Origin of the sequence: Methylobacterium mesophilicum SR1.6/6, from assembly GCF_000364445.2 — a bacterium.
Taxonomy (GTDB): domain Bacteria; phylum Pseudomonadota; class Alphaproteobacteria; order Rhizobiales; family Beijerinckiaceae; genus Methylobacterium; species Methylobacterium mesophilicum_A.
In genome coordinates, this window is the sequence record NZ_CP043538.1 from 3,902,000 (window position 1) to 3,916,766 (window position 14,767).

General features: G+C 70.1%; 11 protein-coding genes and 1 pseudogene. 5 read left to right on the forward strand and 7 right to left on the reverse strand.

The window, feature by feature from the left end; all coding sequences use genetic code 11:
- The first annotated feature begins 51 nt into the window (after positions 1-51).
- Positions 52-1,206, forward strand: a complete 1,155-nt coding sequence (locus MMSR116_RS18720; RefSeq protein ID WP_158169052.1) for a substrate-binding protein — start codon at positions 52-54, stop codon at positions 1,204-1,206.
- A 258-nt stretch (positions 1,207-1,464) separates the two neighbouring features.
- Here MMSR116_RS18720 and MMSR116_RS32560 read toward each other — a convergent pair.
- The 7 genes and pseudogenes from MMSR116_RS32560 to MMSR116_RS18755 all read right to left on the reverse strand — a co-directional run.
- Positions 1,465-1,698, reverse strand: a pseudogene (locus MMSR116_RS32560) (electron transfer flavoprotein subunit beta/FixA family protein); the annotation flags it as partial.
- Between the two features lie 61 nt (positions 1,699-1,759).
- Positions 1,760-2,068 (reverse strand): SCP2 sterol-binding domain-containing protein, encoded by a 309-nt coding sequence (locus tag MMSR116_RS18730; protein WP_158169054.1) that lies wholly within the window; start codon positions 2,066-2,068, stop codon positions 1,760-1,762.
- 77 nt (positions 2,069-2,145) lie between these two features.
- A complete protein-coding gene (locus MMSR116_RS18735) occupies positions 2,146-3,936 on the reverse strand; it encodes an acyl-CoA dehydrogenase C-terminal domain-containing protein (RefSeq protein ID WP_158169056.1) in 1,791 nt (596 codons plus the stop codon).
- 4 nt (positions 3,937-3,940) lie between these two features.
- A complete protein-coding gene (locus MMSR116_RS18740; RefSeq protein ID WP_348529322.1) occupies positions 3,941-6,265 on the reverse strand; it encodes a 3-hydroxyacyl-CoA dehydrogenase/enoyl-CoA hydratase family protein in 2,325 nt (774 codons plus the stop codon).
- Complete coding sequence (locus MMSR116_RS18745) at positions 6,262-7,398, reverse strand: thiolase family protein (protein ID WP_158169058.1); 1,137 nt, start codon at positions 7,396-7,398, stop codon at positions 6,262-6,264. The genes MMSR116_RS18740 and MMSR116_RS18745 overlap by 4 nt, the downstream gene beginning before the upstream one ends.
- 411 nt (positions 7,399-7,809) lie before the next feature.
- A complete protein-coding gene (locus MMSR116_RS18750) occupies positions 7,810-8,214 on the reverse strand; it encodes a MerR family transcriptional regulator (protein WP_202882056.1) in 405 nt (134 codons plus the stop codon).
- Between the two features lie 57 nt (positions 8,215-8,271).
- A complete protein-coding gene (locus MMSR116_RS18755) occupies positions 8,272-9,993 on the reverse strand; it encodes a long-chain-fatty-acid--CoA ligase (protein WP_158169060.1) in 1,722 nt (573 codons plus the stop codon).
- A 638-nt stretch (positions 9,994-10,631) separates the two neighbouring features.
- Between MMSR116_RS18755 and MMSR116_RS31965 the strand changes: the two genes are divergently transcribed.
- Genes MMSR116_RS31965 through MMSR116_RS18775 form a run of 4 tightly spaced genes read left to right on the forward strand, consistent with a single transcriptional unit; the run spans position 10,632 to position 14,691 of the window.
- Positions 10,632-11,345: an SDR family NAD(P)-dependent oxidoreductase gene (locus tag MMSR116_RS31965; RefSeq protein WP_244625490.1), complete on the forward strand. Its 714-nt coding sequence runs from the start codon at positions 10,632-10,634 to the stop codon at positions 11,343-11,345.
- The gene (locus MMSR116_RS18765) at positions 11,321-12,154 is read left to right on the forward strand and encodes a branched-chain amino acid ABC transporter permease (protein WP_010687361.1); all 834 of its coding nucleotides are present in this window, start codon (positions 11,321-11,323) and stop codon (positions 12,152-12,154) included. The genes MMSR116_RS31965 and MMSR116_RS18765 overlap by 25 nt, the downstream gene beginning before the upstream one ends.
- Complete coding sequence (locus MMSR116_RS18770) at positions 12,147-13,952, forward strand: branched-chain amino acid ABC transporter ATP-binding protein/permease (protein WP_010687360.1); 1,806 nt, start codon at positions 12,147-12,149, stop codon at positions 13,950-13,952. The genes MMSR116_RS18765 and MMSR116_RS18770 overlap by 8 nt, the downstream gene beginning before the upstream one ends.
- Complete coding sequence (locus tag MMSR116_RS18775; RefSeq protein WP_010687359.1) at positions 13,945-14,691, forward strand: ABC transporter ATP-binding protein; 747 nt, start codon at positions 13,945-13,947, stop codon at positions 14,689-14,691. Before MMSR116_RS18770 ends, MMSR116_RS18775 begins: the two co-directional genes overlap by 8 nt.
- Positions 14,692-14,767 lie beyond the last annotated feature (76 nt).

Consider the following 14,767-nt stretch of genomic DNA (forward strand, 5'->3'; position numbering starts at 1 on the left):
CCAAGCCCGTCACCCAAGCCCGTCCCCCAGTCCGTCCTCAGGAGTTCGTTCATGGTGAAATGGTCCCTCGCCGGCGCCGCGGCGCTCGCCCTCGCGGCCACGGCCGCGCCGGCCGCCGACGGCAAGCCGATCGTCATCGGCGTGCCCGTCGGCCTGTCGGGCGCCAACAGCGTCGTCGCCCCCTCGGTGGTGCAGGCGGCCGAACTCGCCGTGGAGGAGATCAACGCCAAGGGCGGCGTGCTCGGCCGCAAGCTCGTCCTCGAGGTGGCCGACGATGCCTCCGGGGCGGCCGGCGCCCAGAAGGCCTTCGACAGCCTGATCTACCAGAAGAAGGTCGACGTGCTGATCTCGATGGAGACGAGCGCGGCCCGCAACGCCGGCCTGCCCGCCGTCACCAAGGGGAAGGTGCCGTACATCTACACCTCGTTCTACGAGGGCCATTCCTGCAACAAGAACCTGTTCGTGGACGCCTGGGTGCCGGAGCAGCAGGTGCCGCCGGTGGTGGACGCCTTCAAGGCGCAGGGCGCCAAGACCTACTTCCTGATCGGCAGCGACTACGCCTTCGGCCGCGGCATGCTGGGCTTCGCCAAGAGCTACGTCGAGAAGACCGGCGGCAAGGTGGTCGGCGAGGAATACCTGCCGATGGACGGCAGCGACTGGACCGCCATCATCTCCAAGCTGAAGGAGGCCAAGCCCGACGCGCTGATCACCTCGACGGCGGGCGGCGCGCCGAACGTCACGCTGACCAAGCAATTGCGCGGCGCGGGGGTGACGCTGCCCTTCGCCAACCTCGCGCTCGACGAGGGCACCGCCAAGAGCATGGGCGCGGATGCCGAGGGCGTCTACCTCTCGGCCTCCTACGTCACCGGGATCGACAGCGCCGAGAACAAGGCCTTCCTGGCGGCGATGCAGAAGAAGTTCGGCGCGGAGCTGCGCACCCCGAACGACCTCTCGGTGCCGGAATACGAGGCGATCTACCTCTACAAGGCCGCCGTCGAGAAGGCCGGCGGGACCGAGACCGCCAAGGTGCTGGAGGCGCTGCCGACCGTGAGCTTCACCGGGCCTCGGGGCACGATCACCATGAGCAAGCAGCACCACGCGCCGCTGACGATGTACCTCGGCCAGATCCAGAAGGATGGCACCGTGAAGGTCGCCGGCACCTTCAAGGACGTCGATCCCGGCGCGCAGTGCCCGAAGCTGCAGTGAGGGGCGGGGGGCTGGGGGAGCCGCTTCTCTCCCTCCCCCCTCTGCGGGGGAGGGTGGCCCCCGAAGGGGGTCGGGAGAGGGGAGCGACGGGGCAGGATGAAACGCCGGCCTTCATGAAGGTCGCGCCCTTTTCTGAAGCGTCGCTCCCCTCTCCCGACCCCTGCTGACGCAGGGGCCACCCTCCCCGCGGAGGGGGAGGGGGCACAGCGTCACCCCCGCGCCGTCCCCGATCCCGCGTCGGCCCCGCGCCCCGCCTTGTCCGCGGTCGGGGCCGCGGCGGCGCCCGCGCCGTCGGCGTGACGTGCGGGCGGGACGGGCCCGGGCGCGCGGGCCGGCAGGACCGGTGAGCCCGGCAACGGCCGCTCCGGCGATCTCGTCGAACGGGTTCATCGACATCTTCACGTTGGCGAGCTCGACCCCGGAGCCGTCGGCCTTCACGCGGATCTTCACGTTGTAGTCCACCACCCGCTTCACGGGCACCAGAACCTTCATCCTGCCTCTCCTGAAGATCTTCCGATCGCCGGTGACCGGCGTCACGTCCTGCGCGGCGGCATCAGGCGTCGAGCAAGCCGGCGAGCTTCATCGCCACGCCCTGCGATCCCTGGACCTTCAGGCGGCCGGTGGAGAACGCGATCATCGGGCTCAGCTTGCCGCGCACCAGCTTGAGCAGGTTGTCGGAACTCAGCTTCATCACCGTGTCGGCCTCGCCGCCTTCGCCGGTGGAAACGTTCACGCCGCCGCCGGTCGCGTCCACCAGGATGCTGCCGCCATCGGTGAGATCGAATCGCACCCGGTAACCGAGGGTGCTGAGCGCCTCGGACCGTTCCTCGATGGACTCGACCAGTTGCCCGAGTTCCGCCATCGCTCGCCTCCGTCGTTTCGCCTGGAATGAACGCATGCCCCCCGCCCGGCCTTCGGGCAGGGCGCGGGGGTTTCGCGTCAGAACATCGCCTCGTCGAGCGCCATCATCGCGCCCTTGCCGGACTTCACGGCCGCCAGCAGGCCCGCGACCTGGGGCAGGACGCGCTCCATGTAGAAGCGGGCCGTGGCGAGCTTCGCCTCGTAGAAGTCGCGCTCGTCCGTGCCGGCTTTCAGCGCCGTGTGGGCGACCTTGGCGGAGCGCAGCCACATGTAGCCGAGCGCCACCAACCCGAAGAGCCGCAGGTACTCCGTGGCGGCGGCGCCCGCCTCCTCCGGATCCTTGAGGCCCCGCTGGGCGATGTGAGCGGTGGCGAGTTGCAGCGCGCCGAAAGCCTTGGCCAGCGGCTGGGCCAGAGACGACAGGTCATCGTCCTCGATCGCCGCGTCGAGGGCGGCGAGCACCGGGTGGAAGAAGCTGCGCAGGTACCGCCCGGCATGGGCCGGGAGCTTGCGGCCCACGAGATCGAGGGCCTGCACGCCGTTCGTACCCTCGTAGATCATCGAGATCCGGGCGTCGCGGACATACTGCTCCATGCCGTGGTCGCGGATGAAGCCGTGGCCGCCATAGACCTGCATGCCGATGCTCGCGGCCTCGAAGCCGAGATCGGTGAACAGCGCCTTCACCACCGGGGTCATGAGCGCGGCGAAATCCTCCGCCCGGCGCCGCTCGGCGGGGTCTGGGTGGTGCTCCATCACGTCGAGGCTGCGGGCGACCCAGGCACCGAGCGCCCGGCAGCCCTCGTTGGTGGCGCGGATCGTCATCAGCATCCGCCGCACGTCCGGGTGCACGATGATCGGGTCGGCGGGCAAATCCGGACGCTTGGTGCCGACCAGCGAGCGGCCCTGGAGCCGCTCCCGCGCATAGGCGACGGCGCCCTGGTAGGAGGCCTCGCCGGCCCCCAGCCCCTGGATGCCGACCGACAGGCGCTCGCTGTTCATCATCGTGAACATCGCGCGCATGCCCTTGTGCGGCTCGCCGACGAGCCAGCCGGTGGCGTCGTCGAAGGACATCTGGCATGTGGCCGAGGCCTTGATGCCCATCTTGTGCTCGAGGGCGCTACAGGAGACGCCGTTGCGCTCACCCGGCGTCCCGTCCGCCCGGGGCAGGAATTTCGGCACGAGGAACAGGCTGATCCCCTTCACGCCCTTCGGCGCGTCCGGGAGCTTCGCCAGGACGAGATGGATGATGTTCTCGGTAAGGTCGTGGTCGCCAGCCGAGATGAAGATCTTCGAGCCCGTCACCGTGTAGGAGCCGTCCGCCTGCGGCACCGCGCGGGTGCGCAGCAGGCCGAGATCGGTGCCGCAATGGGCCTCCGTGAGGCACATCGTGCCCGCCCAGGTCCCGTCCACGAGCTTCGGCAGGTAGGCGGCCTTGAGTTCCTCCGAGGCGTGGTCCGCCAGCGCCTTGTAGGCGCCGTGGCTGAGCCCCGGATAGAGCCCGAAGGACAGGTTGGTCGAGCAGATCATCTCCTCGACCAGCTTGTTGATGCCTGCCGGCAGGCCCTGGCCGCCATAGGCCGGATCCGCCCCCATCGCGGTCCAGCCGCCTTCCCGGAACGCCCGGTAGGCCTCCGGAAAACCCTTCGGCGTGCGGACCGCGCCGTTCTCGAGCAGGCAGCCCTCCGCGTCGCCGGAGGCGTTCAGCGGCAGCAGCCGCTCCTCGCAGAACTTCGCCGCCTCCTCGAGGATGGCGTCGGCGACGTCGGGGGTGAAGTCTTCCAGGCCCGGCAGGACCGGGGCCTCTTGGTCGGCGTGCAGCTCGTGCAGCACGAAGCGCATGTCGCGCAGGGGAGCCTTGTAGGTCTGCATCGCGTCAGTTCCTCACCGGCCGGCCGGTTTCGATCACGCTCTCGAACCGGTCGAGGGTCGCCTCCGTCCGCACGAGGCGCATGAAGCTCTCGCGCTCGAGCTCGAGGATCGCCGCCTCGTCGACGGGATCGAGGCTGTCGGCCTCGCCCCCGGAGAGCACCGCGGCGAGTTCCGCCGCCACTACGAGATCGTGCTTCGTGGCGATGCCCCGCCGGGCAAAGCCTTCGGCCGCCATGCGCAGGGCCAGCGCCCCGGACGGGCCGGGAAGCGTCAGCGTCACGGGCTTGGGCGGCGCGTAGCCCTCGACCAGCGACAGGGCCTTGGCCTTGGCGTCGGCGAGCAGCCGGTCCCGGTTCATGGTGATGCCGTCGGTCGGACGCAGGAACAGGAGGTCGCGGGCCTCCTCGGCGGACTTGGCGACGGTGGCGGTCGAGACCGTCTCGAACACCTTGGCGGTCGCCGGCATCGGCCCGTTGGGCAGCTTCGGCGCCGATTGCCAGCGGGCCAGCATCTCCTTGCACCCGCCCCAGGCCGGGACGAGGCCGACGCCGGCCTCCACGAGGCCGATATAGCTCTCGGCATGGGCCTGCACCGCGTCCGAGTGGAGCAGGATCTCGCAGCCGCCGCCGAGCGCCATGCCGGCGGGGGCGCTGACCACCGGGAACGGCGCGTATTTCAGCTGGGCATAGGTCTGCTGGCCGAGCGAGACCAGCTTCTCGATCTCCCCCCAGGCGGCGATGTTGGCGGCGAACAGGGCGAGACCCAGATTCGCGCCGACCGAGAAGTTGGTCGCCTCGTTGTAGACCACCAGCGCCTTGTGCTTGTCCCTGACCAGCTTGATGCTCTTGCCGAGCAGGACCAGGATCTGCTCGTCCAGGGCATTGCTCTGCGACGTGAACTCGAAGCAGACCACGCCGTCGCCGATGTCCCACAGGGCCGCCGAGCCGTTCCTGAGGAGCGGCTTGCCCGCGAGCTTGATGTCCTCCAGCCGCAGCACGCCCTCGGGACGGACGATGTTTTCGTAGTCGCCCCCGACTGTCAGAACCTGCCGGCGGCCATCCTCGACCCGGTAGAAGGTCCGGCCGTCCAGGCCGGCGAGGATCGGCGGGACGGCGTGACCGTCCTTCGCCAGCCGCTCGACCACGTAGGCGCCGCCGATCCGGTCGATCAGCTCGAACGGACCCCACTTCCAATTGTAGCCGAGGCGCATGGCCTCATCGATGGCGGCGATCTCGTCGCTCGCCTCGCCCACGAGGCCGGCGGCATAGGCCAGCGTCGGGCCGATCACCGTCCAGGCGTAGCCGCCGACGCGGCCCGGCAGGTCGAGCACCGCGCGGGGGCCCTTCGCCTCCTTCAAGCCGGGCAGGTCCGCCCTGGCGGACGGCCGGTATTCGCCCGTCTTGAGGTCGATGGCCTCCTTGGTCTTCTGCGCGCCCGCCCGGTTCAGGCGGTAGAAGCCGCCCTTGCCCTTGCGGCCGGTATAGCCCTCCGCGATCAGCGTCGTGATCAGCGGCATCTCGCGGTACGTGGCGTGGAACGCGTCCTCCGACGGCAGGGCCGCCCGCAGGCTCTTGGTGGTGTGCGGGATCAGGTCGAGGCCGACGAGGTCCACGAGGCCGAACACGCCGGTCTTCGGGATGCCGAAGGGGCGACCCATCACGGCGTCGGCCTCCTCCACCGGCACGCCGAGGTCGATCGCCGCCGCGATGGCGTTCTGGATCCAGAAGATGCCCAGCCGGTTGGCAATGAAGCCCGGCCGGTCCTTGCAGCGCACGACGCTCTTGCCGAGCCGGCGGTCGGCGAAGCCGGCGACCGCCGCGGCCAGCGCCGGATCGGTCCGCGGGCCGGTGACGATCTCCAAGAGCCGCATGTAGCGCGGCGGGTTGAAGAAGTGGGTGATCAGGAAGTCCTTCGCGAACGCCTCGGGCATCCCCTCGATCAGCGCGTCCAGCGGGATGGTCGAGGTGTTGGACGAGATCGCAGTGCCGGGCCGGCGCACCGCATCGATGCGCCGGTAGAGGGTCTGCTTCACGTCGAGGCGCTCGACCACCACCTCGATGATCCAGTCGGCCTCGCCGAGCCGGTCGAGATGGTCCTCGATGTTGCACGCCTCCACGAGCTTGGCGGCGCGCGGCGACATGAAGGCGGCGGGCTCCGTCTTCAGCATCTTGGCGATGGCGTCCTTGGCCAGCGCGCTCCGGTCGGCGGCGCCCTCCGGCACGACATCCATGAGGAGCACCGGCACGCCGGCATTGGCGACATGGGCGGCGATGCCGGAGCCCATGACCCCGGCGCCGATGACGGCGACTTTGCGGATCCCGGTCATCATGCGCGCTCCAGAAGGGTGGCGATGCCCTGGCCGCCGCCGATGCACTGGGTGGCCAGCGCGAAGCGACCGCCCTCGCGGGCGAGCAGCGCGGCCGCCTTGCCGACGATTCGGGCGCCCGTGGCGCCGAGAGGATGGCCGAGCGCGATGGCGCCACCGTCGATGTTGACGGTCGTCTCGTCGAGGCCGAGGTCGCGGATGCAGGCCAGCGCCTGGGAGGCGAAGGCTTCGTTCAGTTCAACCACGCTCAGCGCGTCCGCGGTGATGCCCGCCCGCGCCATGGCCTTCCGCGAGGCGGCGACGGGACCGATGCCCATGATCTCCGGCTCGCAGCCCGAGACGCCGACGGCGGCGATCCGTGCCAGCGGCTTGAGGCCGGTGCGGCGGATATAGGCGGCGCTGCAGACGAGCACCGCCGAGGCGCCGTCGGTCAGCGGCGAGGAGGTGCCGGCGGTGACCGAACCGTCCTGCTGGAAGGCCGGCTTGAGGCCGGCGAGCCCCTCGGCGCTGGCATCGGGCCGGATGCAGCCGTCGGCCTCGACGGTGCCGGCCTTGGTGGCGATCGGCACGATCTCGGCGGCGAGCCGCCCCTCGGCCTGGGCCTGCGCCGCCTTGCGGTGGCTTTCCACCGCGAAGGCCTCCTGATCGGCGCGGGTGATCTGCCAGCGGCGGGCGACGTTCTCGGCGGTGTCGCCCATGCCCATGTAGGCGCCGGGCCGCTTCTCGTGGAGCGCCGGGTTCGGCATCGGATTGAAGCCCATCATCGGCACGCGGCTCATGCTCTCGACGCCCGCGCAGATGAAGGCCTCGCCGGCCCCGAGCATGATCTGCCCGGCCGCGATGTGGACCGACTGCATCGAGGAGCCGCAGAAGCGGTTCACGGTGACGCCGCCGACGCTGAGGTCGAGGTCGGCGAGCAGACCGATCAACCGGGCGACGTTGAAGCCCTGCTCGCCCTCGGGGAAGGCACAGCCGACGATCAGATCCTCGATGTCCTTCGAGGCGATGCCGGTATCGGCGACGAGCTTGCGCACGACCTGCGCGGCGAGGTCGTCCGGGCGGACCCGGGCGAGAGCCCCTTTCTTGGCCAGGGTGAAGGGCGAGCGGGCGTAGCCCGCGATGAAGACGTCGGTCATGCTATCCTCTCGGAACGATCACGAAGGGGGCGTGCGGGGGTGACGGCCGCCCGCGGGAAAGCGGAGCGGCGCAGGCGCGTATTTCGAGACGGGGTCCGCGGGCGGTTCCCGCTCGCGACGCGCCGCGGCGGGACTGGCCTAGCTCGGAAAGGCGGCCTTCCAACCCGACACCCTCATCCCGAGGTGCGAGCGCAGCGAGCCTCGAAGGAGGGCTCCCGGGATCGCGCGGCCGGCTGGAGGGCTCCTTCGAGGCCTCCGCTGCGTTCCGGCGCCTCAGGATGAGGACGATGGGTGGGATCGTCCCCTCGGATACCCGGCAGGACGCGGTCGTGAAGCGCGGCAGCGCGACCGGACAGGGCTCGGAAGCGTGGTTCGGGCGCGCTTCCTGGCGCCGAACCGGCAGAGAGCGCTCTAGCGCGCCCGCCGCGTGTTGGCCGGCTTGGCGGTTTCGAGGGCGGCCAGCGCGTAGTGCTTGAGCTTCTCCAACTCGCCGAGCGTCTCGACGAGAGCCTTCTGCTGCTCGACGAGCTGATCGATTCGGCCCTCGATCTTCTTCAGAAGGTCGCGCCACTGCTCCTTCTGCGTCGGATCGACGTCGTAGAGATTGAGGTAGTCCTTGATCTCGCGCAGCGAGAAGCCCAGGCGCTTGCCCCGCAGGATGAGGATCAGCCGCACCTTGTCGCGGTGCGCGAAGATGCGCGTGTTCCCGGCCCGCTGCGGATTTAGAAGCCCCTTGTCCTCGTAGAAGCGGACTGTCCTCGCCGTGACCCCCAATTCCTTGGCGAGTTGGGTCACAGTATACAGTGTGTCGGACACAGAGAGCCTTCTCGAACGGGAGGCCACCGTATTCCTGGACTCTATGGAGCGTCAACGTCATGCCGACGCCCGCCTGTCCAGGGCCGCGCGATCGGCGCGGTCGCGCTCCTCCGCGACCAGTTCCTTCTTCGACAGCTTGCCGACCGCCGTCTTCGGCAGGCTCGCCCGGATCTCGATCTCCCGAGGCAGCTCGATCTTCGAGATCCGCGCCGCCAGGAAAACCCGAAGCGCCTCCGGCGTCGTATCATGCCCGGCGCGCAGCTTCACGAAAGCTTTCGGGCTCTCGCCGCGATACGCGTCGGGAATGCCGATCGCGACCGCCTCCTCGACGGCCTCGTGCTCGTAGAGCGCGTCCTCGATCTGGCGTGGATAGACGTTGTATCCGCCGCAGAGGATCAGATCCTTGATCCTGTCGACCAGAAACAGGAAGCCGTCCGCGTCGCGGTAGCCGATATCCCCCGTCTTCAGCGCGCCGTCGAGAAGGATTTCGGCCGTCTCAGCCGGACGGCGCCAGTAGCCGGCCATGACCTGCGGACCCCGGACGAAGACTTCGCCCTTCGCGCCGGGCGGCAGGATCCGATCCGGGTGACGCGGGTCGCGGATCTCGATGGCCGTGTCCGCCAGCGGCAGACCGACCGACCCGGCGCGGCGGCGGGCATCGAACGGGTTGACGCAGACGACCGGCGAACACTCCGTCAAGCCGTAGCCCTCCGACACGCGGCATCCCGTGAGCGCCTCGAAACGGGCGGCGATTTCGGCCGGCAGCGGGGCACCGCCCGAGATGCACAGCCGGATCGATCCAAGGTCGACCGTCGCGGTTTCCGCCGCCTTGTTGATGGCCCCGAAGAGCGTCGGGACCGCGGGAAAGAAGGTCGGCCGCGTTCGGGCGATGGTGGCGAGGAGCTGATCGATCTTGAACTGTGGAACGAGGATGATCTGCGCGCCGATCTTGAGCGCGAGGTTCATCGCCACCGTCATGGCGAAGACGTGGAATAGCGGGATGACGGCCAGGACACGCTCGCGGCCGTCCCGCAAGCCCGCCTCCCGGACGAGCGGGGCCAGCTGAGCGACATTCCCGGCGAGATTGGCGTGGGTCAGCATCGCCCCCTTGGGCGTGCCGGTCGTCCCGCCGGTATATTGTAGCAGCGCGACATCGTCGGGGCGCACGGTGGCACGCGTCCGGGATCCACCGGAACGCCCGACCAGCCTGGCCCAGCGGACGTGCCGCGCATCCGCCGGCACCCGGGCGGTTTCCGACCGCCTGAACAGGCGATAGAGAACGCCCCGGCCCAGGGGCAGCACGTCCGCGAGCGGACAGACCACCAGGTGGTGCAACCCCGCCTCGTCCGCGACCGCGGCGACCGGATCGTAGATCCGGGCGATGTCGGACACGACCATCACCGTCGTCCCCGAGTCGCGGATCTGGGTCGCGCATTCCCGGGACGTGTAGAGCGGGTTGAAGTTGACGACGGTTCCACCGGCTTTGAGGACCGCGAAGTAGAAGACCACGAAATACGGCGTGTTGGGCAGGCACAGTCCGACCCGGACACCGCGCCCGACTCCCAGTCGTGCGAGACCCGCCGCCAACCGATCGGCCAGAGCGCCGACCTCGCGATAGGTCCAAGCCCGCCCGCAGAATTCGAGCGCCGGCCGGTCCGGGAAGCGCGACACGCTTTGATCGAGAAGATCCGGCAGCGTGCTCGATCCAGCGACTTGTCGCCGTGCTTGAGCGGACGCGGCCGCTTCGCCGAGCACGCCATCGATGTGAATGGCCGACATGTTCCCCTCCCTCTCCTGCTCGGCTCTTTTGGGAGCGCTTCGCTTAGGCAGGCCAGGACTGACGTATACGTCAACTAATATCCCAATAGGTCAGACTCGTGCAAGCCCGATCGGCGAACGGGCGTCTGACGCTCCCGGGCCACGGATTGCGCACGCGCGTGGCACGCGGGGCGTCGCCGACCGCGTGGGACGATGCGAGGATCGCGAACGGGCTGGGCGGACCGGGTGCGTGAGAGCGTCCGCCCGCCGTACCGACGCCCAAGTCGAAGGCAGACGACCGGCGCAATCTGTCCCGAGAGCGTAAGCGCGTGGGCCCGCGCGGTCGCGCGAGGCAGAAGCGGTGCCGTCCGCGTCGAAACTGTGCCGGCATTGGTGCCAAAAGGGCACACCCACCGCGGCTCGACCGGCTGCAACCGGTTTCAACCGCCAAACGCGGCGTCTCAACCTTGCAGTTTTATACCCCTTAAGTCACTTTGATGACGTATAGGTCATGATGCCGATCTTGCGAACGGCGATGTCCGGTGAGGTCACAGTGCCAGGCGAAGCCGTGACGGGCCTGAGACAGAAGTCGCCACACGTAACAAAACAAAAAATTATCTTTCTGCATCGATGAGATCTGCAGATCTGGGGGAAAAGGTATGGTTGCCAACATCGGATTTCGTGTCGGAGCGGCCGCGCTGCTTGCCTCGGTCTGTGGAATGACGGAGGCGCATGCGGGTGCGTTTGGGATCCGGGAGCAGAGCACGCAGGCCCAGGGTCTGTCGTACGCGGGGGCGGCGTCGGGCTCGGGCGGCGTGTCGTCGATCTTCTGGAACCCGGCCACGATCACCATGCCTCGCGCGACCGCGCGGGCCCACGCGCTTACGCTCTCGGGACAGATTGCGCCGGTCGTCTGCCTTCGACTTGGGCGTCGGTACGGCGGGCGGACGCTCTTCGACCGCGTGTTCCGGGTCAATGTGAAGTCGATCTTCCACTACGTCCGCGCCATCGCGCCGCTGATGCGCGACGCGGGCGGCGGCGTCATCCTCAACGTCAGCTCGACGGCGGCCCTGCGTCCGCAGCCGGGGCTGACGTGGTACAACGCCTCCAAGGGAGCGGCGAGCCTCGCCTCGAAGTCCCTGGCCCTCGAACTTGCGCCCTGGAAGATCCGGGTGAACGCCCTCTGCCCGGTGATGGGCGCCACCGGCGTCCGTTTCGTCGAACGCGTCGCCTCCCGTCGCCGGACCCGGTCGCGGTCGACGCGACGGCCACCCTCCCCCGCGGAGGGGGGAGGGGGCACAGCGTCACCCGCCGCGCCGTCCCCGATCCCGCGCACCCGGAAACCCCGATGCTGCTCACCCTCGACATCCTGACCACGGCGGCGATCCTGTTCATCGTCGCGATCGGCCTCCTGGCGATCTTCGGCGTGCTCAAGATCATCAACTTCGCCCACGGGGCGTGGCTGACGGTCGGCGCCTACTGCGCGGTGGTGACCGCCCGGCTCGGGCTCAATCCGTGGCTGGCGCTGCCGCTGGCCTTCGTCATCGGCGCGGCGCTCGGCGGCCTCGCCGAGCACTTCATCATCCGCCCGCTCTACCGGCGGCCGCTGGACGCGATCCTCGCCACCTGGGGGCTCGGCATCGTGGTCGGGCAGCTCATCACCCTGGCCTTCGGCCGCGACGTCCAGCTCACCCCGAACCTCTACGCCGGCACCGTCGAGATCCTCGGCGTCGACTACTCCGCCTACCGCCTCGTCGCCCTCGGCATCGCGCTCGCGATCGGCACGCTGTTCGCGCTCACCATCGAGCGGACCCGGCTCGGCCTCTCGGCCCGGGCGGTGATCATGAACGAGACCCTGGCGCGCAGCCTCGGCATCGACACGGGGCGCGTGCGCCTCGTCGTGTTCATGCTCGGCGCCGGCTTCGCGGGCCTCGCCGGCGTCCTGCTGACGCCGCTCACCAGCGTCGACCCGAACATGGGCGTCTCCTGGCTGATCGGCGCCTTCATGCTGGTGATGGTCGCCGACGCCTCGTACCTGGCGCTCGCGGCGGCCTGCCTGGTCTTCGGGGCCGCGCAGGTCCTGATCAGCACCTTCGTGAGCCCGATCCTGGGCAGCATCGCGGTCGCGGTGCTCGCAGCCCTCGTGCTGCGGATCAGCCCGAAAGGTTTCTCCCGTGCTTGAGACCCTGCCCGTCGCCGAGCGCGCCGCCGCGGCACCCCGCCGGCGACGCCTGTCCCGAGCGGCGCCCGTCGTGGTCGCGGCCCTGGCGGCCCTGGCCCTCTGGATCGCGCCGCTCTTCCTCGACACCTTCGCGGTCAACGTCCTGACCCGCTCGATGATCTACGCGGTGCTGGCCGTCACGGTGGACCTGCTCTGGGGCTTCGCGGGGATCCTGACCTTCGGGCAGGCGGCCTTCTTCGGCATCGGCGCCTACGCCACCGCGATGATCCTCGCCGCCTACGGGGCGACGCCGCTGGGGATCGCCGCGGCGGTCGCGGCGGCGCTCGCAGTGCCGGCCCTGCTCGGCCTCGCGGTCGGCTGGCTGTCCTTCTACCACCGCTCGACCCCGCTCTACGCCTCGGTGATCTCGCTGGTCGTCCCGATCGTCGTGGTGCAGCTCATCTATTCGGGCGGGGAATGGACCGGCTCCAGCAGCGGCCTCGTCGGCTTCGACGTGCTGCCCTTCGAGATCGAGGGCTATTTCCGCCTCGCGGCCCTGTTCCTGATCGCGGTCACGCTGGCGGCCTGGATCCTGGTCCGGGCCGATGCCGGCCGCGCCCTCGTGGCGCTCCGGGACAACGAGGCGCGCTGCGCCTATCTCGGCCTCAACCCGCGGCGCCTGCAGATCCGGCTGACCGCCGCGCTCGCCGCCGTCGCCGGGCTCGCGGGCTTCCTGTTCGCCAACGCCTCCGGGGTGGTCGCGCCCGAGAATGCCGGCTTCCTGTTCGGCACCGAGCTGGTCATCTGGGTCGCGCTCGGCGGCCGCGGCACGCTGCTCGGCCCGGTGCTCGGCACCATCGCGATCGACTACCTCGCGGCGAACCTGTCCGGCGACCTGCCGTTCCTCTGGCAGCTCCTCCTGGGGACGGCCTTCGTGGCCATCATCATCCTGCTGCCGGGCGGCCTCGCCGACCTCGTCGGCCGCCTCTGGCGGGCGCTGCCGGTGGGCCGGCGGCAGCCGGCGCCGCCGCGCCTCGTCGCGCGGGTGGCCGCCGCGGAGCAGGCCGCCGCCGCGACCCCCATCCTCAAGGTCGAGAACCTCGCCAAGGCCTACGGCGCCCTGACGGTTCTGGAGGGCATCGACCTCGAGATCCGCGCGGGCGAGCTCGTCAGCCTCGTCGGGCCCAACGGCGCCGGCAAGACCACGCTGATGCGCTGCCTCAGCGACGGCACCGAGCCGTTCAAGGGCGCGATCGCCGTCGGCGGCACGCCGATCACCGGGCTGACGCCGAACCGGATCGTCGGCCTCGGCATCGGGCGCAAGTTCCAGGTGGCGAGCGTGTTCGAGAGCCTGTCGGTGGCCGACTGCCTCCGCCTCGCCCGGGCGTCCCACGACGGCCTGAGCCCGGTCGGGCAGGCGGAGACGCTGGGCCTGCCGCAGGCGGCCCTCGACGTGCTGCGCATGACCGGCCTCGACCGCCAGCTGACGCAGCCGACGCGCCTCCTGTCCCACGGCCAGAAGCAGGCGCTGGAACTCGCCATGGTGGTGGCGCTGGAGCCGCGGCTGATCCTGCTGGACGAGCCCACCGCCGGCCTGACCAAGGCCGAGCGCACCACCATCGGCACCGTCCTCAAGGCGCTCACCGCCGGGGGACGGATCGCCGCCGTGCTGGTCGAGCACGACCTCGACTTCGTGCGCGAGATCTCGTCGCGGATCGTGGTGCTGCACCAGGGCCGGCTCGTCCTCGACGGCACCGTGGAGGCGGTCGTCGGCTCGGAGCTGGTCCGGACCATCTATGCGGGAGGCGGCCATGGTTGAGGCAGCACGGCCGGCGGTGCGGGAGGCAGCAGGGCCGGCGGAGGCCGCCCTCGCCCTCGACGGGGTGTCGAGCGGTTACGGCGCCGTCTCGATCGTGAAGGACGTGTCCCTCTCGGTCGGGCCGGGGGAGATCGTGGCGCTGCTCGGCAAGAACGGCATGGGCAAGACCACGCTGCTCAAGACCATCCTGGGCATGGTGGCCCTGCGCGGCGGCGGCATCACCGTCGGCGGCCAGGCGCTCGCCGGCCTCACCCCCGCCAAGCTCAACGCGCTCGGCGTCGGCTACGCGCCGCAGGAGCAGCCGCTGTTCCAGGACCTGTCGATCCGCGACAACCTGCGCCTCGCGGTGCCCTCCGACCGGATGCTGCCGGAGGCGCTGGAGCGGCTGTTCGGCCATTTCCCCTTCCTCAAGGACCGGCTGGCCCAGCGGGCCGGCACGCTCTCGGGGGGCGAGCAGAAGATGCTGATCCTCGGGCGCGCCCTGATGCTGCGCCCGCGCCTCCTGCTGATCGACGAGATCTCGGAGGGCGTGCAGCCCTCCATGGTCGAGCGCCTGCGCGGCGTGCTCCAGGCCGAGCGGGACTCGGGCGTGTCCATGCTGGTGGTGGAGCAGCACGTCGCCTTCGCCCTGGCGCTCGCCGACCGCTACGCCGTCCTCAAGCTCGGCGAGATCGTCGACAGCGGGTCGGCGCGGGCGCCGGACGCGCAGGCGCGCGTCATCGACCATCTGGCGGTGTGAGGTCGACCCGGATCCGCCACCGTCATCGCGAGCGCAGCGAAGCGACCCAGGGTCGCGCCACGCTCCCGGACGGGGC

Excerpts from the sequence above, each read along its gene's own strand:
- MMSR116_RS18720 (WP_158169052.1), top strand. The coding sequence starts at position 52 with ATGGTGAAATGGTCCCTCGCCGGCGCCGCGGCGCTCGCCCTCGCGGCC.
- MMSR116_RS18730 (WP_158169054.1), bottom strand. The coding sequence starts at position 2,068 with ATGGCGGAACTCGGGCAACTGGTCGAGTCCATCGAGGAACGGTCCGAG.
- MMSR116_RS18735 (WP_158169056.1), bottom strand. The coding sequence starts at position 3,936 with ATGCAGACCTACAAGGCTCCCCTGCGCGACATGCGCTTCGTGCTGCAC.
- MMSR116_RS18740 (WP_348529322.1), bottom strand. The coding sequence starts at position 6,265 with ATGATGACCGGGATCCGCAAAGTCGCCGTCATCGGCGCCGGGGTCATG.
- MMSR116_RS18745 (WP_158169058.1), bottom strand. The coding sequence starts at position 7,398 with ATGACCGACGTCTTCATCGCGGGCTACGCCCGCTCGCCCTTCACCCTG.
- MMSR116_RS18755 (WP_158169060.1), bottom strand. The coding sequence starts at position 9,993 with ATGTCGGCCATTCACATCGATGGCGTGCTCGGCGAAGCGGCCGCGTCC.
- MMSR116_RS31965 (WP_244625490.1), top strand. The coding sequence starts at position 10,632 with ATGGTTGCCAACATCGGATTTCGTGTCGGAGCGGCCGCGCTGCTTGCC.
- MMSR116_RS18765 (WP_010687361.1), top strand. The coding sequence starts at position 11,321 with ATGCTGCTCACCCTCGACATCCTGACCACGGCGGCGATCCTGTTCATC.
- MMSR116_RS18775 (WP_010687359.1), top strand. The coding sequence starts at position 13,945 with ATGGTTGAGGCAGCACGGCCGGCGGTGCGGGAGGCAGCAGGGCCGGCG.